Raw genomic sequence first — 21,525 nt, 5'->3', positions numbered from 1 at the left:
AGTGACCGTTCGACGGGCGCCGCCCCCCACCGGGTCGCCCACTTACCGGGCCCCAACTCACCGGGCCCCAACTCACCGGGCGCCAACTCACCGGGCGCCAACTCACCGGGCGCCCACTCGACAGCGATCCGTACGCCGGAGGTGTTCAGCCGTGCCTGCGGCGCTCCGTGCTCCGGTTGCCCAACACGCTCACGCCGACGGGCGGCAGCCCGGCCGCGGTGCCGATCACTTCCTGGAAAGCGCGTGCGTGCGCGGTCAGTTCGCTGTCCGAAGGAGTCCAGGAACCCCGCAGCTCCAGCTCGTGCTCGCGCGCCGGTTCCGCCATGTCACCGAACCTGGCCGAGCAGGTCTCGGTAACCGTTCCGCCCAGCGCCGTGTGGCCGGCGCGGCAGGAGTGCAGCGCTTCCGTCAGCCACGACCAGCCGAGCTCGGCCAGCCCGGGGTCGCCCGCCAGTTCGCTTCCCACATCGGCCCGCAGGTAGACGACCAGTCGCAGCACCCCCTCCCACGAGGGCTGCCCCTCCGGGTCGTGCAGCAGCACGAGTCGGGCCGTGACGGCCGTACCCTCGGGACCGCTCGTCTCGGCCGCCAGCGCATAGGTCCACGGAGCGAGCCGCTTCGGTGGGCGTATCTCGCTGAGCTCTATCTCCCTGCGGGGAGGCGGGGCCTGCAGTGTTGCCACCGCGTCCCGAAAAACCATGGGAACAGCCGACATCTCGGTCACAGCAGGTGACTGTAAGACCTGTTCGCAACCACGTGGCGACGCCACGCCGGAGATCACGAACAGTGGACCGGACGCTCGGCTTCCTCGTACGGCGTGCGAACATGAGGTCGGGTCCGTCCCAGGCGGATCCGGCCACCCGGGTGGAGGGGCTCCGGGGTGCCCGAGACGTCGGTGGGCGTGCCGTCTCACCCGGCCACCCGCGCAAGCCGTTCCGCGAGGACCTCCGAGGAGCCCCATTGCGCTTGTCCGGACGTGGTCCTGCCGGCTCCGCGACATTGCGTCACGGCGGCGGCCGGGGCCCGGATTCGGCCCTACGGCGCCCCTGACCCCTTCGAATCGGCGGAGGATTCCGATGACCCATCCCACGCACGTCTCCAACCGACGCGGGCTCGACGATGCTCCGTTGCTGGTGGCCGCGAACGGCGGAACTCCCGAGCACACCCCCGTGTGGTTCATGCGTCAGGCGGGGCGTTCGTTGCCGGAGTACCGCCGGGTACGGGAAGGCGTTCCCATGCTGCGGGCCTGCCTCACGCCCGAACTGGTGTGTGAGATCACGATGCAACCGGTCCGAAGGCACGGCGTGGACGCCGCGATCCTCTTCAGCGACATCGTGCTTCCGCTGTACGCCGCCGGTGTGGGGCTGGACATCGTCTCCGGCACCGGCCCGGTGGTCAACCAGCCGGTGCGCAGTGCCGCCGACGTGGCCGCCCTGCCCGAGTTGGAGACCGAACACGTCGAAGGGGTGGCCGAGGCGATCCGATTGCTGCTCGGCGAGCTGGGACGGACCCCGCTCATCGGGTTCGCGGGGGCCCCGTTCACCCTGGCCTCCTACCTCGTCGAGGGTGGCCCGAGCCGCAACCACGAGCGCACCAAGGCGCTCATGCACTCCGACCCGGAAACCTGGCACGCGCTGCTCGGCAAGCTCGCCGAGACCACGCTGAAATTCCTGCGGGTGCAGGTCGACGCCGGGGTCGACGCGATTCAGCTGTTCGACTCCTGGGCAGGCGCGCTTTCCCCCCGTGACTACGCCACCTACGTGCAGCCGCACACCAGTCGGATCCTGCGGGGCATAGCGGAGTACACCGGCGACGAGGTGCCGCGGATCCACTTCGGCGTGGGGACGGGTGAACTGCTCGGAGCCATGCACGAAGCCGGCGCCAGCGTGACGGGAGTCGACTGGCGGGTCCCGTTGGACACGGCCGCGGCGCGGATCGATCCGCTGCAGCCCGCGCGCCCGGTGCTGCAGGGAAATCTCGATCCTGCGGTGCTGTTCTCGGACTGGGACTCCGTGCGCGGCGAGACCGAACGGATCCTCGCGGAGGGCGAATCGGCCGGGGGGCACATCTTCAACCTCGGGCACGGCGTGCTGCCCGACACCGATCCCGAAGTGCTGACCAGGCTCGTCGAGTTCGTGCACTCCCGCCGAGACTGACCGGAGCTGACCATGGCCAGAGTCGCTGTGATCGGCGGCGGCGTCGCAGGGATGACCGCCGCGCACCGGTTGCGGAAGCTGCTGGGTGAGCATGCCGAGATCGTCGTGTTCGACCAGGCCGAGCGAACCGGCGGCAAGCTGTACACCGCTCGGCTCGCCGATCGTGACTACGATCTCGGGGCCGAGGCGTTCCTGGCCCGGCGTCCGGAAGTCCCCCGACTCGCCGCTGAGCTCGGACTGGACGAGGAGCTGGTTCACCCCGGTTCCGCGTCGGCGACGGTGCGTGCCGGCGGGGGGAGCCGTTCGTTGCCGGCGGGGATGCTCATGGGGGTCCCCGCCTCCGGAGAGGCCGTCAGCGGGGTTCTCTCGGAGAGCGGGGTGCGTGCCGTCGAGCGGGAGGAGTCGCTCGAACCACTGCGGTTGTCCGGAGGCGACGTCTCGGTCGGTGCCCTGCTGCGGGAACGGCTCGGGTCCGAGGTCGTCGAACGCCTCGTGGAGCCGCTGCTCGGCGGGGTCTACGGCGGTTCTGCCGACGCCCTGGGCCTGCGCGCCACCATGCCGACGCTGGCGAACGCGCTGGACGCGGGCGCCGAGTCGCTGACTGCCGCCGTCCACGCGGCCATGCCCGAACCACCTCCGCCCGGTACGGACCGGCCTCCCGTGTTCGGGGCGTTCCGGCAGGGCTACGAGACGTTGCTCGACGAACTGCGGAAGCGCTCGCGAGCGAGTTTCGAGCTCGGTCGGCCGGTTCGCGCGCTGCGTCCGCTGGCCCGGGGCTGGAGCCTGTCCATCGGTTCCGCCCCGAGTCCTCGGACGCTCGACGTGGACGCGGTCGTGCTGGCCGTGCCCGCTCCCGCCGCCCGCAAGCTGCTCGCCGACCCCGTTCCGGATGCCGCAGACTGCTTCGGTCGGCTCCAACTCGCCTCCATGGCCGTGATCGGACTGGCCCTGCCGTCCCACGTCGAGCTGCCCGCCGCCTCCGGAGTGCTCATCGCCCGCGGTGAGCGGCACGCGGACGGGACCCCGTTCACCGCGAAGGCGTTCACCTTCTCCAGCCGCAAGTGGCCGCATCTGCGCGGCGGCGAGGGGGAGTTGCTGGTCCGGGCCTCGGTGGGCAGGGGAGATCCCGCCGAACTGCGGCCGGACGACGAGGAACTGCTGCGCCGGGTACGCGCCGACCTGGCCGAACTCACCGGAGTGACCGCCGCTCCCTCGCAGAGCCGCGTCGTTCGTTGGGGTGGTGGGCTGCCGCAGTACGGCGTGGGACACCCCGAGATCGTCGCCGGGATCGAGGACGCGGTCTCGCGGGCACCGGGGTTGGCGGTGGCCGGTGCCGCGCTGCACGGCGTCGGGGTTCCCGCCTGCGTCGGCACCGGCGAGTCGGCCGCGGCCGCGATCGCGGACCAGTTGGCCGCGAGCTGAGGCACCTCCCCGAGCACCTGTCCTCCCCGGCGGAGGGGGGCGGTGGCAGACTGGTCGGTATGGCCCGCCTGAACTACGACGAATTGAACGATACGATCCGCTACACCATGTGGTCGGTGTTTCGCGTCCGGCCCGGGGAACTCCCCGACGACAGGGAGAAGGCCGGGGTGAACACCAGGCGTTTCCTGGAAGGAATCGAGGAGTCCTCGGACCTCGTGGTGCGCGGTGTCTACGACGTCTCCGGTATGCGTGCCGATGCCGACTTCCTGATCTGGTGGCACGCCTCCCGGATCGAGGACCTGCAGACGGCCTACTCGGACTTCCGGCGTGAGACCCCGCTCGGTCGGGCCAGTGAGCCGGTGTGGAGCAATGTGGCCGTGCACCGGCCCGCCGAGTTCAACAAGAGCCACATCCCGGCCTTCATCGCCGGTGAGGATCCGCGCGCCTACGTGTGCGTCTACCCGTTCGTGCGCTCCTACGAGTGGTATCTGCTCCCGGACGAGGAGCGGCGGGACATGCTCGTCGAGCACGGCAAGGAGGCCAGGGACTACCCGGACGTGCGGGCGAACACCGTTCCCGCCTTCGCACTGGGCGACTACGAGTGGATCCTGTCCTTCGAGGCCGACGAGCTCCATCGGCTCGTCGACCTGATGCGTCACCTGCGTGCCACCCAGGCCCGGCTGCACGTGCGCGAGGAGACCCCGTTCTACACCGGACCGCGAGTCGGGACGGAAGACCTGGTCGCGCGGCTGCCGTGAGCTCCGGCGCTGAATTGATTTTGCGCTGATTCAGCGCTAACGTTGTGCTATGGCGACCATACAAGTTCGCGATCTCTCCGAACGCGCTTACGAGGTTCACCGCACCCGGGCTCGTGCATCGGGTCAGTCGCTGCAGGCGTATCTACGTGGTGTGTTGGAAGAGGAAGCGTCGAGAACTCCGAAGGCGGAGGTTCTGGCGAGGATGGAGCGAGTGCTGGAGACGAACACCGGGACCGGTGTGACAGTGGACAGCATCGTCGAGGACCGGGAAGCCGATCGTCGATGACGTCATTGGTCGTCATCGACGCCTCAGCGGCGCTTCTCGCTCTCACGAGCTCCGAATCCGCCGCGCGGTCCTTCCGAATGCGCCTTCCCGAGCTCGAGTGCCATGTCCCTCATCAGTTCGACGCCGAAGTGGGCAACTTCCTGCGACGTAAGGAGCTGCGGGGGGAGCTGGACCAAGAGTCCGCTCACGCAGCGCTGCGTGCGAGCAGACATGTAGCTGACCAGCGCTACCCTCACGTCGGGCCGCTCGCCGAGATGGCCTGGTCACTGCGCGGTGCGATTACCTTCTACGACGCTCTTTACGTCGCTTTGGCCACCACTCTGGACGTGCCCCTGCTGACCGCCGACGCTCGGCTTGCCAGAGCACCCGGCCTCTCCTCGACCGTCGAGCTCGTCGCGTGAGCATCGTCGAGCGCTCGGAGGGCGGCACGGACTCTCATCACGTGCTTCCGCGCCGGCCCCGGCCGAGACCGTGATCATCGACAGCCGGGGCAGCACGTGCTGCTTCACTGCCGGATGAGCCGCTCCCGGCCGGGGTTCCCCGCACTCGCCGCTTTCGGTCAGGCGTTCTCGTCCGGCTCCAGCCGCAGCGCGATGGAGTTGATGCAGTAGCGCTGGTCCGTCGGGGTGGGGTAGCCCTCTCCCTCGAACACGTGGCCGAGGTGGCTGTGACAGGACGCGCAAAGCACCTCCACGCGCACCATGCCGTGCGAGCGGTCCTCCCGGAGCAGGACCGCTTCCGAGTCGCTGGGGTCCCAGAAGGAGGGCCAACCGCAGTGCGACTCGAACTTGGTGCCGCTGCGGAACAGTTCGGCGCCACAAGCGCGGCACTCGTAGACGCCCTGGGTCTTCTCCTCCACGTAGTCACCGCTGTACGGCGCTTCGGTGGCTCCCTGCCGCAGCACGGCGTACTCGTCCTGGTTGAGTCGTTCCCGCCACTGCTGTTCCGACTTGACGACCTTGGGGGTGGTTCCCACTACCGGATCCATACCTCCACGATAATTCCGCGCGAGTGCGGCGGCACCGCAGGAGGCGCGGCCCTCGGGAGATACGGCCTCTCGGGAGGCGGCACTCCTCGGTAGGCGGGCTCACCCGGAGAACGCCGCCACCATGAACACCAGGGCGTTCCATATCGTGAAAGCGACTCCCAGCAGGATCAGCGTGACCACGACGACGGCGAGCAGTCTGCGCTCGCCCCGCAGTCGGTTCGCGCTCTGCGCGAAGTCGCCGACCCCCTGCAACATGCCCTCGACGGTCGCTCGGGAGCCGCAGTGCTGCATCCGGTCCAGATGCGCGGCGAACGCCTGTGCCTCCGGGTCGTGCGGGTCCAGTCCGATCAGGTCGTCGGCGAAACGGCCGGCCGGCTCGTCCGGTTCGCCGTGCTCGGCGCGTGACATGCTCCCACGGTAACCCTCCGTGCCCTTCGGTGCGCCCGTATCGCACGTTCACCGGAGCCACCTGATCGGTTCGGAAAGCCGCTGCCGGGACTCCGTTCAACCGGTTTCCCGTGCCGCTCCGTGCGGAACCCGCGCGGCTGCTCGGGTCGGTCGAGGCAGACCGATCGGGGCGGGCCCGGCGAAGCACCACCGGTGCCGCACCGGGAACGGTGTTCGATCGCGGCTGTCGCCCGTCCAGCGGTATCCGTGGCTCGAACGGCGGGGCAGCATCGACGTGTCGATGTTCCTGCGATCAGGAGGCCGTCATGGAGCAAGCCGTGGCACAGACCGCGACGGAAGCACAGTTCGGTGGGTGCAGCTGCTGCGCCAGTTGCAGTGGCCCCTCCTGCGGGTGCTGCAGCAGCTGCTGACGGGACCCGGCGAACCCGGGTTCCGCATGTGCTCGCGGAGCGGAACCCCGCCGTCCGCCCGCGCCGCGGGTAGGCCCGACGTCGAGTAGTCGACTACGCCACGTCGGGCCTGGTTCGCGAGGGCACCGCGGGAGCTCCCGCGGGTATTCCGATCTCCGGGCGCGGCATCACGCCGGACACGCCGCGTCGCGGGGCGGAACCTCGCCCGCGGCGAGGAAGCCGCTGACGAGTTCCGTGACGCAGTCGGACCGCCCCAGCGCACCGTGACCGCTTCCCAACCAGCTCATCCTGCTGCCGTCGGGAAGCGTGGCGGCCATGTTCTCACTGCCGGTGGCGGGGGTCAGGGGATCGTTCTCGGTGGTTATCACCGGTATGCGCGGCAGACGGCCGTTACCGGGCGAGGGCATCGCCTGTTGCGGCCTGGGCCATGTAGAGCACCTGATCAGCCGTTGGGCGAACACGCCGCCGAACAGTGGCCTGCTGTCGACCCATTCCTCGGCGATGTTGCGCGCTCGCTCCGGCGGAAGTCGCAACATCGTGTCGTTGCAGCGCGTCACCATGCGCTGTCCCAGCCGGTCGGCCCCGGCCTCGGAATTCCGGATGAAGCCGGCCAACGCGCTGCCGTCGCCGTCCTCGGCCGCCGCGATGGCCCGGGTCAAGCTGGGCCAGTCCTCCCGGTTCTCCAGCCCGTGCAGCACCGCTCTGGCCAGTTCCCCGGAGGTGAGTGGTGCTCCGCCGGTCGAAAGGGCCTGCCCGCGGGTGCGTTCGATGAGCGAGTCCAACCGTTGTCTCGGCGAGTCACCCAGCGCGCATTCCTCGGAATCGCGGCACCTCGCGGCGAACACGTCGAAGGTCCGCTCGGCGCTGTCGGCACGTCGTTTCAGCTGCGCCAGCGTTTTCAGCGTCGGGTCGGGGGCGCCGTCGAAGACCATTCTGCCCACGCTGTTCGGATGGTCACGTGCGTAGACGCTCAACACGCGCGATCCCTCGCCGCGTCCGATGGCGTGCAGCCGGGGAACGTCGAGTTGCAGCCGCAGTTCCTCCAGGTCGTCCGAGGTGTGGCGCGTGTCGTAGGTCTGGGCTCGTCGCTCCAGGTCCAACAGGCACTTCTGGCTGGCCGTGCGCACCGATTCCAACAACCTGTCCAGCGCCGCCTCGTCGGTGGCTCGCGAGTCGAACCGAGTGATGGCCTCGCGCTCCTCCTTGGGTACGCAGTTCGTCGGATCGGACTCCCCGGTGCCCCGACGGTCCATTCCGATGATCCTGAACTCGCGCAGCATCCGCTCGGGCAGTCGCGTGGCGAGGCGCGCGGCGAATGTGGTTCCCGGTGCGCCGCGGATGTCGTTGACCACCACCAGCGGGACGTCGCCGGAGCCCGCGGCCAGCAGTGCGATTCGCGTGGTGCCACCGCGCACGGTCCCGGGAGGATCGGTACTGGTCAGCAGGTTCGTGCAGGAGAACCGCATGCCCTCGGGGGAGTGGTTCGGACCCAGCTCACTCCTGGTCGTGCCGGTACAGTCCGACCAGTTCAACGCGTTGTGGCTCGACGGCCCCAGTGGTGGCACGGTTCGTGACTCGGAGTTCCGGGGCGTTCGCGCACCGGAGTTCCCGTCGTCTCGATAGGCCACGGCCGGACGGTCGGACGGTCCCGCGGAACATGCCGTGAGCACCAGAAGCAGCAGGATGACACCGACTCTGCCGATGACGCGCGGCACGTGAACTCCTTCTCGGGGCGGTGTGCTGACTCGGGCGGGCGTTCTCCCTCCCCTGTGCACTTCCCCGCCCCTGTGCACTCCGGGAATCATCGCACGATCGGTGTGAGAAGTGGGTGAACGGTCACGGCGGTCACGTCGGTGGTACCGCTCGCGCGGTGTTGCAGTAGTCTGCCGTCCGGCCGGGCCTCCGGCAGTACCGACGTGGTCCCACCGTTCGCGGTGGTGGCGAACGTCGTGGACCCGCACAGCACCGATTCGGACAGGAGCTGAACGCGACCTTGGCACAACTGGACGAGACGTCCTCGGCGGGTCGGCCTCCCGAAGGGCGGTTCGGCGCGCTGGCCACCCGTGCTTTCGGGGCCGTGCCCCCGCCCGTGCTCGTGGTCACCGGCATGATCAGTTTGCAGGTCGGTGCCGCCTTCGCCAAGCAGCTGTTCGCCATGGCCGGTGCGTTCGGCGTGAGCGCGATCCGACTCACCTTCGCCGCGCTGGTGCTGCTGCTGGTGTGGCGTCCCGCGCTGCGGATGGACCGTAGGACTTTTCCCGTCGTCGCCGGATACGGTGCGATGCTCGCCGGGATGAACACCAGCATTTACCACGCTTTCGAGCGAATTCCGCTGGGTGTCGCGGTCACCATCGAGTTCCTGGGGCCGCTGTCGGTCGCCGTTCTCGGTTCCCGCCGCAAGCTCGACGTGCTCTGGGCGCTGCTCGCGGCCACCGGCGTACTGCTGCTCTCCCGCGTCGAGGGCGGACTCGATCCCCTGGGGGTCGCCTTCGCGCTGCTGGCGGCGGTGTTCTGGGCGGGCTACATCCTGATGGGGGCCAAACTCGGCGACCGCACCACGGGCGGGGGCGGGCTCGCCGTCGGGATGGCCGTCGGCGCGGTGCTGGTGCTCCCGTTCGGGGTGGTCGAGTCGAACACCGCGCTGCTCGATCCCCGCGTGCTGGCGGTGGGGCTGGTGGTGGCCCTGATGTCCTCCGTCGTGCCCTACTCACTGGAGCTGGAGGCGCTGCGTCGCATCCCGCCGCGGGTCTTCGGAGTGCTGATGAGCCTGGAGCCCGCCGTGGCCGCCCTGGCCGGGCTGGTGGTGCTGCGGGAGGCGCTCGGCGCGGGACAGTGGCTCGCGGTGCTGTGCGTGGTGCTCGCCTCGATCGGAGCGACTCGCGCCAGCGGACGAGCTTGAGCGCCGGGGCTTCTCACCGCACGCGCTGCGCCGGGGAGCTTTCCAGGTCCAGTCGGACCACGGTCGGCAGCGTCTCGACACGGAGCGCCTCGCGGGCGCGGGAGAGCACCTTCTCGTCCAGTTCCTCCCAGACCTGACGGACATCGGTGCCGTGCTGCAACGACAGCACCATCCGCAGCCCGGGGTTCTCGGGAGTGCCGGTGGTGCGCACCCGTACCCGGGTGACACCGCTGATCCCGCGCGCGTCGGTCCGCAACGCGTCCGTGAAAGCCGTCCCCGCGAGCGAAGTGGTCCCCGCGGCACCGCCGGCGATGTGGATGTCGGGGTGGTTCTCCGGGCGCAACGCGTGGATCAGCCACCAGAGTCCCAGCAGTATCAGCAGCACGCCCAGCGCGGCCACCACCGTGAGACTCAACCGCGGATTGTCCCGGATCCACTGCTCCAGCAGCGGGTCCAGTACCGGGCGGCCCGCCCGGTACACCCCGAGGGCTCCCGACCCCACCAGCAGGGTCAGCGCCCCCGCCAGTACCGCCAGCGTCCCGACCACGTGAACGATCGTCCGCTCGAAGGTCAGCGAGCGTCCCAGTCGGTTCGCCGTCCGCTCGGGGTGTCGCGGTGTGCTCGACTGCTCAACCGCCATGATCGCTCCTCGACAGCCTTGGGGTCATCGCTGCTTCGCCGGTTTGACCGCGACCGAGACCCTGGGGGTCGTGACCAGCGGCAGTTCCTCCGTCGCGGTACGTGCGGTCTCCTGCAGCCTGGGTTCGAGGTCACCGACCTCGGTGAATTGGCCGACCGCGTTGACCCGCACCGCTTTGCGGTGCGCGACCACGGATGCGCGTGCCACCCCGTCCTGTTCCCGAACCCGGTGGCCCACCAGCCGTGCGAGTGACCGGGGACGGGTGACCACCAACACATCCGGCGCGGGGTCGTGCAGTCTGATGTCGCCCCTGCCCGCCCGGGCGGCCACGAGAATCAGCAACAGGCCGAGCACGGCGGTGACGGCCGCCCCTGTTCGCACCAGGGTGTCCCGCCAGGAGACCCCGGCCAGCTCGTCTCGCAGGGTGGCGCGTTCCACCAGCAGCGGGTCCGCTCCGGTGGAGACGGCGGCGCGTACCGCTTCGACCACGAGCAGCAGCCCGGCGGCCAGGAACAGCAGCCCCAACAGCGTGGTGAGGATTCGAACGAACGCACGCATCGGTCGGCAGTCCTTCCAGCACGACTCGGACGGGGGGTTGGCGGCAGGGACTCCGGCGGGGTGAACCGGCCCCGAGGTCCGCGGAACGGCTTTCCGGAGCTTCCGGAGAGCTCGTCCCGCTCGGTGGCTCGTGCCCCGGCGTTTCCGGGACTCCGTTGTGAACGACTACTCCACCCGGGGGGCGGCGGGGCGAGGCACCAGCGCGGTGACCGTGACGTCCACCGTGGAGACCCGGCAGTCCGCCATGCGTTCCAGCTCGGTGCGCACCCGCTCGCGGACGGCGCTCACGGTCTCGGCGATCGGTGCCGGATAGCGCAGCGCGAGGTCCAGACGTATCCGCAGTTGCCGCTCCGGGCCGGTCAACCGTGCCGTCGCGCCGTGTTCGCCCGTACCGACTCCCGCCACGCGCCGTCGCATCCGAACACAGTTCGGTACGGAGTCCGCCGCGTGTTCGGCGATGCTGCGCAACACTCCCCGGTCGATCCGCAGTTCACCGCGCTCCGACGGCTCGGTGACACTGCCGTGCCCGGAACGTGTCGTCGCGGCGCTCTCGGCGGCATCCACTGTCCCGGTCACCGGTCCTTGCCCCGTCCGAAGAGGTCACCCAACTCCATGTCGCCGTCCACGAACCGGCCCACCACGAAGCCGATCAGACCGACCGCCAACGTGATCAGAAAGGCGGTGAAACCACCGATGGCTACCGCTACGCCGAGAATCAGCCCGGCGATCAAGCCGGTCTGTGTCGCGTTCATGGCACAACCTTCCTATTCGTCCCGCGAGCCGGCAGGTGTTCGGTCGGTACGTGATCGCCGTGGTCATACGACTCGCGGCCCTCGCCCGCGGCGTGCTCGCCATTCCCGTAGCCGGGCCAGCAGCCCGCGCAGGCCGTGCCGCCGCACGAGCACCACCGGTCCGTCCCCCCGTTCGCCGGGCATGGTCTCACCGGGCAGGTGAGTCGGTGTTTCGTGCGGCGAGCGCACCCCGTCCCGTACCGACTGTAGTTCCGCGACACCGGCGGCGAAGACTTCGGGATCACCACCGACGTCGGGATGATTCGCACGTACGAACTCCCGCAGCCGGACCCGCGCTTCCCTGGCGTCGTCCGAATCCCGACGCGAGTCCGTACCCCGGCACGAACCGGTCACCTCGTCTCACCAGCCCCGTGGTTCGACTCCGGTTCTTGTTCCGGTGTCAGCACGTCCGCGACGGTCACGTCGATCCTCGTCTCACCGGTCACTTCGCGTATTCTCTCCCGGAGCTCGGCCACCAGCTCGGGAACGGGACGTCGCAGCAGCAGCACTACACACACCTCGGTCGCCTCGCCGGTTTCCGCGGTGGTTCGTACGCCGGTCACTCGCCGCCCGGGCAGGTGGGTGGCAACGATTCCGTGTTCCCCGCCGTCCAGCCGGACCACACAGGGGTGCTCCAGAGCCGCGGCCGCTATCCGATCGGCGACGTGCTCGTACTCCCGTCCGCTCTCGTGTTCCGTGGTCATTCCCGTGCTCCCGTGCTGTCGTGCCGTGGTTCGGGACGCACAACGTCCTCGGACGGGGTATGGGGCAGAGCAGCCACTCAGCCGGTCACTGCACTCGCGATCCCGTCCCGTTCTGCTGGGGCTCCTCCTCGTCCTCGGAGGGGAGGTGGATGTCGTTGACCGAGATGTTGACCTCGGTAACCTCCAAGCCGCACATGCGTTCCACGCTGTGGATCACGTTGCGGCGTACCGCACGAGCGAGATCCACGATCGCGGCACCGTACTCCACGACGATGTCCAGGTCGATCGCGGCCTGGCGTTCTCCGACCTCCACCTGCACACCCGAGACGTTCGAACTCCCGCTGCCGCCGGGGATGCGCTCCCGCAGGGCGCCGAAAGCGCGTGACACGCCGCCCCCCATCGAGTACACCCCGGAGATCTCCCGCGCGGCGATTCCGGAGATCTTCTGCACCACCGAGGAGGAAATGCTGGTCCTGCCCTCCGAGGTGTCGTCCGCCAGGCGTGCGGGTGAGCCTCCCGAACGCGACTCCGGGATACTGGATACGTCCGTGCTGCCCGTCTGTTCCGACTGCGTGGACTCCGACTTGCTCGAACGGGTGGAGCTGCCGCCCGACTGCGTCATGCCTACTCCTCTCGAGAACACCGGTCGCCCTGCCCCCCGAGTTTATGGCCCTCCGAGCTTGTGCCGGGCTTCCGGCGTGAACTGGTCCCCGATCAGATGCTAATTCCTGCCGCGGTCTTCCGGCCCGCTGCGCATTATCACCTGATTGGGGGATGGTCGGATTTTTCCCCGGTGCCGTTCCACGGCGGGACGACATCGGCCAGCCGCACGGAGACCTCCGGGGTGCCCGCGTCGAGATGCTCGTGCAGCGCGGCCAGCAGTCGGTGCCGGATCTCGGGAAGCAACTCGTGGGCGGACGTCCGATGGGTGGCCACCAGCTCGACCCGCACCGCCTCCCTCGTCATCAGGCACGTGCGCACCGCCATGCCGGAGAACTCCGCCAGGACCTCCGTGCTCAACCGCCGCGTCAGACTCAGCGTCGCCGCCGGCTGGATGAGCAGCGTGCCGTGTTCCTGCGACACCTCCATCGGTGGGCCACCGTGCCGGTCGTGCAGTCCGCGCAGGGTGGCCAGCGTGCGGTCCACCAGGTCGTTCGAGGGAGCCGCGTGACTCCGTGCCAGTCGTCGCACCGGTCGCCAGCGCCGGGACGTCTCCGCCAGCTCCGCCCGACAGTGCGGACACTCCCGCAGGTGCTCCTCGAACTCCGGGGGAACATCGTCCAGGTGATATCCGATCAGTTCACCGACCCGGTGACCACAGGGCAGCCGCCGATCCGAAGCGAAGCCCTCCTCGTTCAAGGCGCCTCCTTCAGCTCGGCCAACAGCGCCAGCCGCGCTCGGTGGAGCCGAGACCGCAGCGCGGTGACGTTCACCTCCAGCACTTCGGCGACCTCCTCGTAGTTCATCCCCTCGAGCTCACGCAGCACCAGTGGCAGTCGCTGGGAGGGCTCGAGACGGGATATCGCCGCGTGCACTCGTCTGGTCTCCTCCTCGCGTAACGCCGTCCCCTCCGGGTTTCCCGTCTCACCCACCGGGGTCATGGTCTCGTCGGTCGGATCCAGCGGAACCGTGGGGCGCCGTTTGCGGACCTGGCTCAGTGCCGCGTTGGTGACCACCCGGTAAAGCCACGTCGACGCGGCGGAGTCACCGCGAAAGGTGGCCAGCGAGCGCCAGGCGGAGACCCAGGCGTCCTGTACGGCATCCTCCGCCTCCGCCGGATTGCCCACGATTCGCAGGGCCACGCGGTAGAGCTTGTCGGTGTGCGTGCGAACGAGGGAGTCGAACGCCGAGGTGTCGCCGTTCCCGGCCGCCACGAGCAGTGCGCTGTCCTCGCGAACGCGCTCGTCGAGCTGTTGGTGGGAATCGACCCCGTCGGTCACTCGGCCAGTCTCCCGTAGCGGAGCAGAAGCATCGATTCGTCGGCGTACAGCGCCGAGAGCAGCCGCATGTCACGCGGTGTTCCGGCCGCTGGGCCCGTGGCGATCCTACTGGTGTTCCCGCTGGTCAGCAGCGGTGACACGGTGAGGCAGAGTTCGTCGACCACATCAGCGGCGATCAGTGATCCGAACAGGCCGGGGCCGCCCTCGCAACCGATGCGGTACAGCCCGCGCCGTGCCAGCTCCCGCAGGGCCGTCGGGAGATCGACCTCGTTCCGCCCGGCCGTCACCACTTCGGCACCCGCCTCGGTCAGCGCGGCGACGCGCTCCGCGGGAGCCGCCTCGCTGGTGAGCACGATCGGAGTTGCGAACGTGTCGGTGAGCAACGGCGATGCGGGGTCGACCGAACCGCTGCCGGTGACCACCGCTATCGGGGGAACTTCACTCAGGCCGCGTTCGGTGCGACGTCGGGTGCGTGCCTCGGTGCGCCGCACCCCCCGGTAGCCTTCGGCCGTCGCGGTCCCGGCGCCGACCAGCACGACATCCGAGAGGTCCCGGATCAGTGAGAGCACGCGCCGGTCCGCGGAGTTGGACAACCCGCGCGAACCGCCGTTCACCGCCACGGCGCCGTCCAGGCTGGAGACGAAGTTCACCCTCACCCACGGGCGGCTCAGTTCCGGTGGGTACTCGTAGAAGCTTTCCAGCTCGCCGGCCGTTTCCGGATCGCTGTCCACCTGTTTCGACTCTGGAACGGGCCACAGCTGCTGCATGGGTCCATCTCAGCACGGCCACGGGCGGCCACGAGCCTCCGGTTACAGTTCCAGCATGAGCATGCCGCGCCTGGTCGACCGCCACCCCGAGCTCGGTTCCGACGAACTGGTCGCCGCGTTGACTCCTCCGCCGCGCTTCGACGAAGTACGGTTCGACAACTATGTGCCCAATCCCGCCGAGCCGAGTCAGGCCGCCGCGGTCGCCGCATGCAGGGAGTTCGCCGCCGGTATCGCACGCCCCGCTTCCGGCGGAGCCTCCTGGTTGCGCTCGTTGTTCGGCCGGGGCGGCAGGAACGGCCACTCCGACGGCCTGCCCGGGCTCTACCTGGACGGCGGATTCGGTGTGGGCAAGACGCACCTGCTCGCCTCGCTCTGGCACGAGGTCGAGCAGCCGAAGGCCTACGCCACGTTCGTCGAGCTGACCAATCTCGTGGGCGTGCTCGGTTTCAACGAGGCCGTGCGCAGGCTCTCCGGCCATCGGTTGCTGGCCATCGACGAGTTCGAGCTCGACGACCCCGGGGACACGATGCTGGTCACCCAGCTGTTGAGCAGACTCACCGACGCCGGGGTGAGGGTGGCGGCGACCTCGAACACGCTGCCCGACAAACTGGGCGAGGGCAGGTTCGCCGCCGTGGACTTCCTCCGGGAGATTCACGCGATGGCCGAGCGGTTCCGCGTCGTGCGGATCGACGGCCCCGACTACCGGCATCGCGATCAGCCCGAACCTCCGGAACCGCTCGACGAGGACGAGCTCGCCGAGCGGGCACGTACCACTCCCGCCGCCACGTTCGACGACTTCGAACGACTGTGCGCCCACCTGCAGCGGGTGCATCCCTCCAAGTACGGCCGAATGGTCGACGACGTCGCCGCGGTTCACCTGAGCGGGTTGCACACCGTGCCGAACCAGGGGGTGGCGCTGCGGGTGGTGGCGCTGGCCGACCGGCTCTACGACCGCGCGGTACCGGTGCGCGTCTCCGGCGAGCCGTTGTCCGCGCTGTTCGGTGAGGAGATGCTGGCAGGCGGCTACCGCAAGAAGTACCTGCGTGCGCTGAGCAGGCTCACCGCGCTCTCCAGGGAGTTGGCCACCTCCTGAGCCGAGCGGGGCGGTTCTGGCTCAACGGTAGCCCGCCGGTCCCGTTCCACTCAGCGTTCGGTGGTGAGCACGTGCGCCACGGCGTCCAGTCCTGAGTCCAGCTCCTCCGGAGTGATCACCAGTGGTGGGGCTATCCGCAGCGTGTTCTCCTGGGTCTGCTTGCAGAGCACACCGCGCCGCAGCAGTTCCGTGGCCGCGTCCCGTCCCTCGGGACCGCCGGGGGAGATGTCGACGCCCGCCCACAGACCGCGGCCGCGGACCTCGGAAACACCGTTCCCGACCAGCTGGTTCAGCCGTGCGTGCAGCCGGTCACCGAGCTCGCGCGCCCGGTCCTGGAAGTATCCGGTGGATAGCAGGTTCACCACCGCTCGCCCCACCGCACAGGCCAGCGGATTGCCGCCGAACGTCGAGCCGTGCTCGCCGGGACGCAGCACACCGAGTACCGCGCGGCTTCCCACCACCGCGGAAACGGGGAGAATCCCTCCGCCGAGCGCCTTGCCCAGGGTGTACAGGTCCGCCTGTACCCCCTCGTGCGAGGTGGCCAGCAGCTCGCCGGTTCTTGCCAGGCCCGACTGGATCTCGTCCGCGATCAGCAGCACGTTGTTGTCGTCGCACAGCCTCCGCAGCTCGCGCAGGTATCCCTGTTCGGGCACGATCACCCCCGCCTCGCCCTGGATCGGTTCGACGAGTACGGCAGCCGTCCGGGGGGTGATCACCGACTCGACCGCGGCGGCGTCGCCGTAATCGGTGACGACGAAGCCGGGGGTGTAGGGGCCGTAGTCGGCGCGCGCCTCGGGGTCGGTGGAGAACGAGACGATCGTGGTGGTTCGGCCGTGGAAGTTGGACCCGGCCACGACGATCTCCGCACGGTCCTCGGCGACCCCCTTGACGCGGTAGGCCCACTTGCGGGCGACCTTGATCGCCGACTCCACGGCCTCGGCCCCGGAGTTCATGGGAAGCACCATTTCAGTGCCGGTCAGTTCGGCCAGCTCCCGGCAGAACGGGCCGAACTGGTCGTGGTGAAACGCTCTGCTGGTCAACGTCACACGTTCGAGTTGTTCCGTCGCGGCAGCGATCAGGTCCGGGTGGCGGTGCCCGAAGTTCAGCGCCGAATATCCCGCCAGAAAGTCGAGGTAGTCGTTACCCTCCACGTCCGTCACCCACGCCCCGGTGCCCTTCGAGAGCACCACCGGAAGCGGGTGGTAGTTGTGCGCGGAGTAGGTCTCGTCCAGTGCCAGGAACTCGGATGTCTCGGTAGGCGTGCCACGCACGCTCGGTACGGCCGCGGTCATGGCAACAGGCTATGTCGTCACGGCAACACTTTCAGCCGCGACACATTGCTTCCTTTGGTTGTTCGTTGCGTCGTCGTGGTGGTTCGCACGTCTTCGTTGTGCGCTTTTTCGGCTGGACGAAGTAAGCCTCTTCCGCGTCCTCCCGCCCGTCCCGCACCGCGTCCGCCGCGCGGCGGGGCTGCTCCGTACGGGCTCCGGCCCGTTCCGGCTTTCCGGTGAGGGGGACTCACACGATCGCAGCCAATTCCGGCTGATTTTCCGTGTTCGTCTTCCGTGACCTTCGGTGTGTTGATAATCACGGACGGTCGATCAAGGCCACCGGAGGTATCCGTGCGCAAATCCGTGCTGTCGAACTGTTGTTCCGCCGTCCTGGCTGCCGCCCTGCTCCCGATGCTGGCCCCCGCCGCGAGCGCCGTGACCGACCGCGCCGATCCGGTCGAGTACGTGGCCCTCGGGGACTCCTACGCGTCCGGCGTGGGAATCGGAAACTACACCCCGGAGAGCGGTGACTGCCTGCGGAGTCCGCAGGCCTACCCGCGACTGGTGGCGGATCGGGGGGCCGTCGATTCCCTGGACTTCGCCGCGTGCGCGGGGGCTGAGACCCCGGACGTGCTGAACGAGCAGGTCACCGCGCTGAGCTCGAGTACCGATGTGGTCACCGTCTCGATCGGTGGCAACGACGCCGGATTCGTCGATGTGATCACCACCTGCAACACCGGCGGCGACCAGACCTGCGACGACGCGGTCACCGAGGCGGAGAACTACGCGACCCAACAACTTCCCGCCGAGTTGGCCGAGACCTACGACGCGATCGGCGCGGCGGCCCCGCAAGCCCGCGTGGCCGTCGTGGGGTATCCCAGGTTGTTCGAACTCGGTTCCTGCCTGTCCCTGCTGAGCGAGTTCGAGCGGGGCAGGCTCAACGACGCCGCCGACACGCTCGACAGCGTGATCGCCGAGCAGGCGGCGGCCGCCGGTTTCTCGTTCCTCGACGTGCGTGACGACTTCTCCGGACACGGCGTGTGTGGTGCGCAACCCTGGATCAACGGACTCTCCTACCCGGCCGAGGAGTCCTTCCACCCCGACGCCGCCGGTCACGAGCAGGGCTTTCTGCCCGATGTCTCCGGTTTCCTCGCCACGCAGAGCCCGCTGGCGAGCTGAGCGCCCGTAGCTCGTCCGGATCGGCGGTGCCGGTCCGGACGAGCTCAGAGCAGTCTGGCGTCGTAACTTCGCGGTGCGTACTGCTGCAGGGCGGTGCGAAGTCTGCGGGCCTCGCGCCGCCTAGCCCACCAGCCTCCGGTGGCCCCGACGAGGAAGATCTTGTTGCCACCGTAGTACTCACGGGTGCGGTGCCACCACTTGGAGTGCGGTGTGAACCCCTGGTGCACCCACACCGTGAGGGCCTGCTTCTTGCCGTTGCCCACCAGCCCCACTCTGCCGACCCGGCTCCAGGGAATCTCGCGGTGCAACCCCATGCGGGATATCCGCAGGCCATCGCTGTTGATCTTCAGGCTGACCCCCGGTGTCAGTGCCTGCGCCATACCCAGCACACAGCTGAGCACGAGCAGGAACACCCCGAGCGCCAGCAGCGCCCGGCCGGGGCCCCGGGTTATGACATCCGCACCGATCACTGCCGTGCCGTAGGCCAGTGCTCCCGAGAACGCCGCCCACAGCAGCGCGTTGACCCGCCTGCCGCTCCGGAACACCGGTCCCGCGAGGTCGGGCCGCACCAACGGTCGCTCCGGCCGGTCCCGTTCCGGGGTGCCGGTCGCGACTCCGTGACGCTCGTTCGCGGTGACGGCACGCGAGCCCCCGAGAGCATCGGAACCTCCCCGGGTAGTGTTCGACGGTTGGGGTGGGGCAGCGGCCGCCCCGCCCGGAGCGACGGCCGCGGGTGTCGCCTCGGCCGCTACCGAGCCACCCCGCTCTTCCGCTCGGGGGCCGCCCTTGCCCGCCGAGAGCGGTTCGCCCCGAAACACCCGGTCCAGCTCCGCGGTGTGCGCCGAGATCAGCGTCGTCACGCCTCGCGGGAGCCACTCGCCGGTGGGGGACCCCGAATGGCCGAGGTGATCCAGCAGCTCGCCGGTGCTCGGGCGGCCATTGGGGTCCTTTGCCAGGCAGGACGCGATCAGCGGACGCAACGTGGTCGGGACCGACTCCAGGTCGGGTTCGGCGTGCACGACCCGGTAGAGCATCGCGGCACTGTTCTCGTTGCCGAACGGCGCCTCTCCGGTCGCGGCGAACACCAGCACCGCCCCCAGCGAGAACACGTCGCTGGGCGGGGCGATCTCGCCACCGGTGGTCTGTTCCGGGGAGAAGAAGCCCGGGGTGCCGAAGAACATCCCGGTGGCCGTCATGCCGGTGGCGGCCATCGCCCGGGAGATGCCGAAGTCGATCACCCGAGGGCCGTCCGGCCCGAGCAGCACGTTGGCGGGTTTGAGGTCACGGTGGACCAGCCCGGCCCGATGCACCGCTTGCAGCGCTTCGGCCAGACCGGCTCCGAGCCTGCGCACGGTGTGTTCCGGGAACGGTCCGTGCTCGTTCACCGCCTGGTGCAGCGTGGGGCCGGGCACGTACTCGGTGGCCAGCCAGGGATGTTCCGCCTCGGGATCCGCGTCCACCACGGTCGCGGTCCAGAACCCACCGACGGCGGCCGACATGCTGGCCTCGCGGCGGAACCGTTCCCGGAAGTCCGCGTCCTCCGCCAGTTCCGGCTTGGCCACCTTCACCGCCACCGGACGTCCCCCTCGGGAACATCCGAGGTATACCGCGCCCATCGCCCCCTTGCCGATTCTGGCGAAAAGCCGATAGTCGCCGACCTTGCTCGGCTCGCTGGTCAGCAGCGGCTGCACTGAGTTCCCCCTTCACCGTCTCGGTCACCAAGCTTAATGGGTTCGGGACGGGCGCATGGTCCGAACCGGGGGACGTGCGGTCTCGTGCCGAGGTTGCCTCGCGGTGCTGCCGGTGCTGCCGGTGCTGCGGGGCAGGCGATCCGATGGCCCGGCCTGTTCGGCGAGTGAACGGGCCGGGAGGGCGAGCTGGACCCGTCACGTGCGGAGGTCCGCTTCGTCTTGGCACGGCGCCAGTGGCCCGAGACGGACCTCCGCGCACGCGACGTTGCTCGCGGGGTGATCCGTTCGGTCCCGGTGACGGCCGGGGTCCCGCCGTTGACTCGGTCGCTCGAGCTCGTGCTCAGTGCGCCGCCATGCGGTCGACGACGTGCTCGGCTATCGCCAGGCTGGAGGTGGCAGCGGGAGAGGGCGCGTTGCGCACCGTGGTGATGCCGTCCTCGTGGTTGATCCGGAAATCGTCCACCAGCGAACCGTCGCGGTCCACGGCCTGTGCCCGGATTCCGGCGCCGGCGCGTCGCACATCGGTGGCTCCCACCTCGGGGACGTAGCGACGTGCCGTGCGCATGTAGGCCCTTACCGAGAGGCTGCCCAGCATCTCCAGCGCGCCGGCGCGCCAGTGTGCGCGTGCCATCCGCCGGAATCCCGGCCAGCCGACCAAGCCGCGCAGCTCCGCCAGGGACACGTCGCGACGGCGGTAGCCCTCCCGGTGCAGTGCCAGGACCGCGTTCGGCCCCACCTCGACCTCCCCGGAAACGCGGCGGGTGAAGTGCACCCCCAGAAACGGGTAACGCGGGTCCGGGACGGGATAGATCATGCCGCGAACCAGCTCGCGCACCGACGGAGCGAGCCGCATGTACTCGCCCCGGAACGGCACGATTCGCGGTCCGTCCGCACCGTCGGCCCAGCGGGAGACCCGATCTGCCCGTAGCCCGGCGCACACCACGAGCCGATCCACCGGGTGGACCCCGTCCGCGGTCTCGACTTCCACACCCCCCACCCGCCGCCGTACTCCGGTCACGGCCGTGGCCAGCAGGACACTGCCACCTGCCCGCTCGATGTCCTCGCCCAACGCCCGGGCCACCGCCGCGTAGTCGGTGATCGCGGTTTCGGGGGAGTGCAGCGCGGCCACCCCGGCGGCATGGGGCTCGATCTCGGTGATCCCCGAACCGGCCACCCGTCGCAGCCCCGGAACACCGTTGCGCCGCGCGTTCGCCTCGAGCGCGTCGAAGCGGGCGAGTTCGGAACCGTCCACAGCCACCACGAGCTTGCCGCACTCCACATAGGGCAGATCCCGTTCGGAGCAGTACTCGCGAAGCATCGACCGACCGCGAGCGCAGAGCTCCGCCTTGAGGCTTCCGGGCCTGTAGTACAGGCCCGCGTGCACCACCCCGGAGTTGTGCCCGGTCTGGTGCGCACCGAGCCGGTTCTCCTTCTCGAACACGACCACCCGGGTGTTGCCGTGACGTCGGCTGAGTTCGCGTCCCACCGCCAGGCCCACGATGCCGCCTCCGACGATGCCGACGGTCTGTTCGGTCAAGTGCTTTCCGTCCTTTCGAGAGCTCCC

25 protein-coding genes are annotated in these 21,525 nt (G+C 69.4%); 8 read left to right on the top strand and 17 right to left on the bottom strand.

Annotated elements, in window-relative coordinates:
* Positions 1–145: 145 nt before the first annotated feature.
* Positions 146–724 (bottom strand): DUF3000 family protein, encoded by a 579-nt coding sequence (locus tag BLR41_RS13325; RefSeq protein WP_092628584.1) that lies wholly within the window; start codon positions 722–724, stop codon positions 146–148.
* A 352-nt stretch (positions 725–1,076) separates the two neighbouring features.
* Between BLR41_RS13325 and hemE the strand changes: the two genes are divergently transcribed.
* The 5 genes from hemE to BLR41_RS13300 are packed head-to-tail and all read left to right on the top strand — an operon-like array spanning position 1,077 to position 5,023.
* Entirely contained in the window at positions 1,077–2,156 is a 1,080-nt protein-coding gene (gene hemE, locus BLR41_RS13320) for a uroporphyrinogen decarboxylase (RefSeq protein ID WP_092628583.1), read from the top strand.
* A gap of 12 nt (positions 2,157–2,168) precedes the next feature.
* A complete protein-coding gene (gene hemG / locus BLR41_RS13315) occupies positions 2,169–3,578 on the top strand; it encodes a protoporphyrinogen oxidase (RefSeq protein WP_092628582.1) in 1,410 nt (469 codons plus the stop codon).
* Positions 3,579–3,637: 59 nt separating this feature from the next.
* The gene (hemQ, locus tag BLR41_RS13310) at positions 3,638–4,336 is read left to right on the top strand and encodes a hydrogen peroxide-dependent heme synthase (protein ID WP_092628581.1); all 699 of its coding nucleotides are present in this window, start codon (positions 3,638–3,640) and stop codon (positions 4,334–4,336) included.
* A 49-nt stretch (positions 4,337–4,385) separates the two neighbouring features.
* Positions 4,386–4,622: a FitA-like ribbon-helix-helix domain-containing protein gene (locus BLR41_RS13305; RefSeq protein ID WP_092628579.1), complete on the top strand. Its 237-nt coding sequence runs from the start codon at positions 4,386–4,388 to the stop codon at positions 4,620–4,622.
* Entirely contained in the window at positions 4,619–5,023 is a 405-nt protein-coding gene (locus tag BLR41_RS13300; protein WP_092628578.1) for a type II toxin-antitoxin system VapC family toxin, read from the top strand. The genes BLR41_RS13305 and BLR41_RS13300 overlap by 4 nt, the downstream gene beginning before the upstream one ends.
* 158 nt (positions 5,024–5,181) lie before the next feature.
* On the opposite strand, the gene msrB is transcribed toward BLR41_RS13300, so the two are convergent.
* The 3 genes from msrB to BLR41_RS13285 form a co-directional block, all read right to left on the bottom strand.
* Positions 5,182–5,610 (bottom strand): peptide-methionine (R)-S-oxide reductase MsrB, encoded by a 429-nt coding sequence (gene msrB, locus BLR41_RS13295; RefSeq protein ID WP_092628577.1) that lies wholly within the window; start codon positions 5,608–5,610, stop codon positions 5,182–5,184.
* Between the two features lie 99 nt (positions 5,611–5,709).
* A complete protein-coding gene (locus tag BLR41_RS13290) occupies positions 5,710–6,018 on the bottom strand; it encodes a hypothetical protein (protein WP_092628576.1) in 309 nt (102 codons plus the stop codon).
* Between the two features lie 577 nt (positions 6,019–6,595).
* Positions 6,596–8,143 (bottom strand): alpha/beta hydrolase, encoded by a 1,548-nt coding sequence (locus tag BLR41_RS13285; protein WP_092628575.1) that lies wholly within the window; start codon positions 8,141–8,143, stop codon positions 6,596–6,598.
* A gap of 287 nt (positions 8,144–8,430) precedes the next feature.
* Between BLR41_RS13285 and BLR41_RS13275 the strand changes: the two genes are divergently transcribed.
* Positions 8,431–9,327, top strand: a complete 897-nt coding sequence (locus tag BLR41_RS13275; RefSeq protein ID WP_218120136.1) for an EamA family transporter — start codon at positions 8,431–8,433, stop codon at positions 9,325–9,327.
* 13 nt (positions 9,328–9,340) lie between these two features.
* Here BLR41_RS13275 and BLR41_RS13270 read toward each other — a convergent pair whose 3' ends face one another.
* From BLR41_RS13270 to BLR41_RS13225, 10 genes are all read right to left on the bottom strand, one after another.
* Positions 9,341–9,967: an alkaline shock response membrane anchor protein AmaP gene (locus BLR41_RS13270; RefSeq protein WP_092628572.1), complete on the bottom strand. Its 627-nt coding sequence runs from the start codon at positions 9,965–9,967 to the stop codon at positions 9,341–9,343.
* Positions 9,968–9,991: 24 nt separating this feature from the next.
* Complete coding sequence (locus BLR41_RS13265; protein WP_092628571.1) at positions 9,992–10,525, bottom strand: DUF6286 domain-containing protein; 534 nt, start codon at positions 10,523–10,525, stop codon at positions 9,992–9,994.
* 165 nt (positions 10,526–10,690) lie between these two features.
* Complete coding sequence (locus BLR41_RS13260; RefSeq protein WP_245694128.1) at positions 10,691–11,101, bottom strand: Asp23/Gls24 family envelope stress response protein; 411 nt, start codon at positions 11,099–11,101, stop codon at positions 10,691–10,693.
* Entirely contained in the window at positions 11,098–11,277 is a 180-nt protein-coding gene (locus BLR41_RS13255; protein ID WP_092628570.1) for a DUF2273 domain-containing protein, read from the bottom strand. Before BLR41_RS13255 ends, BLR41_RS13260 begins: the two co-directional genes overlap by 4 nt.
* Positions 11,278–11,340: 63 nt before the next feature.
* Positions 11,341–11,670 carry a hypothetical protein gene (locus BLR41_RS13250; RefSeq protein WP_092628568.1) on the bottom strand — a complete coding sequence of 110 codons (330 nt, stop codon included), beginning with the start codon at positions 11,668–11,670 and terminating at the stop codon, positions 11,341–11,343.
* Positions 11,667–12,020: a hypothetical protein gene (locus BLR41_RS13245; RefSeq protein WP_092628567.1), complete on the bottom strand. Its 354-nt coding sequence runs from the start codon at positions 12,018–12,020 to the stop codon at positions 11,667–11,669. The genes BLR41_RS13250 and BLR41_RS13245 overlap by 4 nt, the downstream gene beginning before the upstream one ends.
* Before the next feature lie 85 nt (positions 12,021–12,105).
* Entirely contained in the window at positions 12,106–12,642 is a 537-nt protein-coding gene (locus BLR41_RS13240; RefSeq protein WP_092628566.1) for an Asp23/Gls24 family envelope stress response protein, read from the bottom strand.
* A gap of 137 nt (positions 12,643–12,779) precedes the next feature.
* Positions 12,780–13,379 carry an anti-sigma factor family protein gene (locus tag BLR41_RS13235; protein WP_092628565.1) on the bottom strand — a complete coding sequence of 200 codons (600 nt, stop codon included), beginning with the start codon at positions 13,377–13,379 and terminating at the stop codon, positions 12,780–12,782.
* Positions 13,376–13,960, bottom strand: a complete 585-nt coding sequence (locus BLR41_RS13230; protein WP_092628564.1) for an RNA polymerase sigma factor — start codon at positions 13,958–13,960, stop codon at positions 13,376–13,378. Before BLR41_RS13230 ends, BLR41_RS13235 begins: the two co-directional genes overlap by 4 nt.
* On the bottom strand, positions 13,957–14,727 hold the full coding sequence (locus BLR41_RS13225; protein WP_092628562.1) for a pyrimidine reductase family protein: 771 nt from the start codon (positions 14,725–14,727) through the stop codon (positions 13,957–13,959). The genes BLR41_RS13230 and BLR41_RS13225 overlap by 4 nt, the downstream gene beginning before the upstream one ends.
* Positions 14,728–14,782: 55 nt before the next feature.
* On the opposite strand from BLR41_RS13225, the gene zapE reads away from it, so the two are divergent.
* A complete protein-coding gene (zapE, locus tag BLR41_RS13220; RefSeq protein WP_092628561.1) occupies positions 14,783–15,820 on the top strand; it encodes a cell division protein ZapE in 1,038 nt (345 codons plus the stop codon).
* 50 nt (positions 15,821–15,870) lie between these two features.
* Here zapE and rocD read toward each other — a convergent pair whose 3' ends face one another.
* The gene (gene rocD, locus BLR41_RS13215; RefSeq protein ID WP_092628560.1) at positions 15,871–17,112 is read right to left on the bottom strand and encodes an ornithine--oxo-acid transaminase; all 1,242 of its coding nucleotides are present in this window, start codon (positions 17,110–17,112) and stop codon (positions 15,871–15,873) included.
* A 330-nt stretch (positions 17,113–17,442) separates the two neighbouring features.
* On the opposite strand from rocD, the gene BLR41_RS13210 reads away from it, so the two are divergent.
* Entirely contained in the window at positions 17,443–18,270 is an 828-nt protein-coding gene (locus BLR41_RS13210) for an SGNH/GDSL hydrolase family protein (protein ID WP_218120118.1), read from the top strand.
* Positions 18,271–18,314: 44 nt separating this feature from the next.
* Here BLR41_RS13210 and BLR41_RS13205 read toward each other — a convergent pair whose 3' ends face one another.
* Positions 18,315–19,961, bottom strand: a complete 1,647-nt coding sequence (locus BLR41_RS13205) for a serine/threonine-protein kinase (protein WP_092628559.1) — start codon at positions 19,959–19,961, stop codon at positions 18,315–18,317.
* A 340-nt stretch (positions 19,962–20,301) separates the two neighbouring features.
* Positions 20,302–21,498: an L-2-hydroxyglutarate oxidase gene (gene lhgO, locus BLR41_RS13200; protein ID WP_092628557.1), complete on the bottom strand. Its 1,197-nt coding sequence runs from the start codon at positions 21,496–21,498 to the stop codon at positions 20,302–20,304.
* Between the last annotated feature and the right edge of the window lie 27 nt (positions 21,499–21,525).

The organism is Actinopolyspora mzabensis (assembly GCF_900101095.1).
Classification (GTDB): Bacteria; Actinomycetota; Actinomycetes; order Mycobacteriales; family Pseudonocardiaceae; genus Actinopolyspora; species Actinopolyspora mzabensis.
Note: the sequence above shows the minus strand (reverse complement) of the source record. Positions and strands in the feature narration are given on the sequence as shown.

Bases quoted from the DNA above. Each gene is read 5' to 3' on its own strand.
- hemE (WP_092628583.1), top strand. From the start codon at position 1,077: ATGACCCATCCCACGCACGTCTCCAACCGACGCGGGCTCGACGATGCT.
- hemG (WP_092628582.1), top strand. From the start codon at position 2,169: ATGGCCAGAGTCGCTGTGATCGGCGGCGGCGTCGCAGGGATGACCGCC.
- hemQ (WP_092628581.1), top strand. From the start codon at position 3,638: ATGGCCCGCCTGAACTACGACGAATTGAACGATACGATCCGCTACACC.
- BLR41_RS13305 (WP_092628579.1), top strand. From the start codon at position 4,386: ATGGCGACCATACAAGTTCGCGATCTCTCCGAACGCGCTTACGAGGTT.
- BLR41_RS13300 (WP_092628578.1), top strand. From the start codon at position 4,619: ATGACGTCATTGGTCGTCATCGACGCCTCAGCGGCGCTTCTCGCTCTC.
- msrB (WP_092628577.1), bottom strand. From the start codon at position 5,610: ATGGATCCGGTAGTGGGAACCACCCCCAAGGTCGTCAAGTCGGAACAG.
- BLR41_RS13290 (WP_092628576.1), bottom strand. From the start codon at position 6,018: ATGTCACGCGCCGAGCACGGCGAACCGGACGAGCCGGCCGGCCGTTTC.
- BLR41_RS13270 (WP_092628572.1), bottom strand. From the start codon at position 9,967: ATGGCGGTTGAGCAGTCGAGCACACCGCGACACCCCGAGCGGACGGCG.
- BLR41_RS13265 (WP_092628571.1), bottom strand. From the start codon at position 10,525: ATGCGTGCGTTCGTTCGAATCCTCACCACGCTGTTGGGGCTGCTGTTC.
- BLR41_RS13255 (WP_092628570.1), bottom strand. From the start codon at position 11,277: ATGAACGCGACACAGACCGGCTTGATCGCCGGGCTGATTCTCGGCGTA.
- BLR41_RS13245 (WP_092628567.1), bottom strand. From the start codon at position 12,020: ATGACCACGGAACACGAGAGCGGACGGGAGTACGAGCACGTCGCCGAT.
- BLR41_RS13240 (WP_092628566.1), bottom strand. From the start codon at position 12,642: ATGACGCAGTCGGGCGGCAGCTCCACCCGTTCGAGCAAGTCGGAGTCC.
- BLR41_RS13225 (WP_092628562.1), bottom strand. From the start codon at position 14,727: ATGCAGCAGCTGTGGCCCGTTCCAGAGTCGAAACAGGTGGACAGCGAT.
- zapE (WP_092628561.1), top strand. From the start codon at position 14,783: ATGAGCATGCCGCGCCTGGTCGACCGCCACCCCGAGCTCGGTTCCGAC.
- rocD (WP_092628560.1), bottom strand. From the start codon at position 17,112: ATGACCGCGGCCGTACCGAGCGTGCGTGGCACGCCTACCGAGACATCC.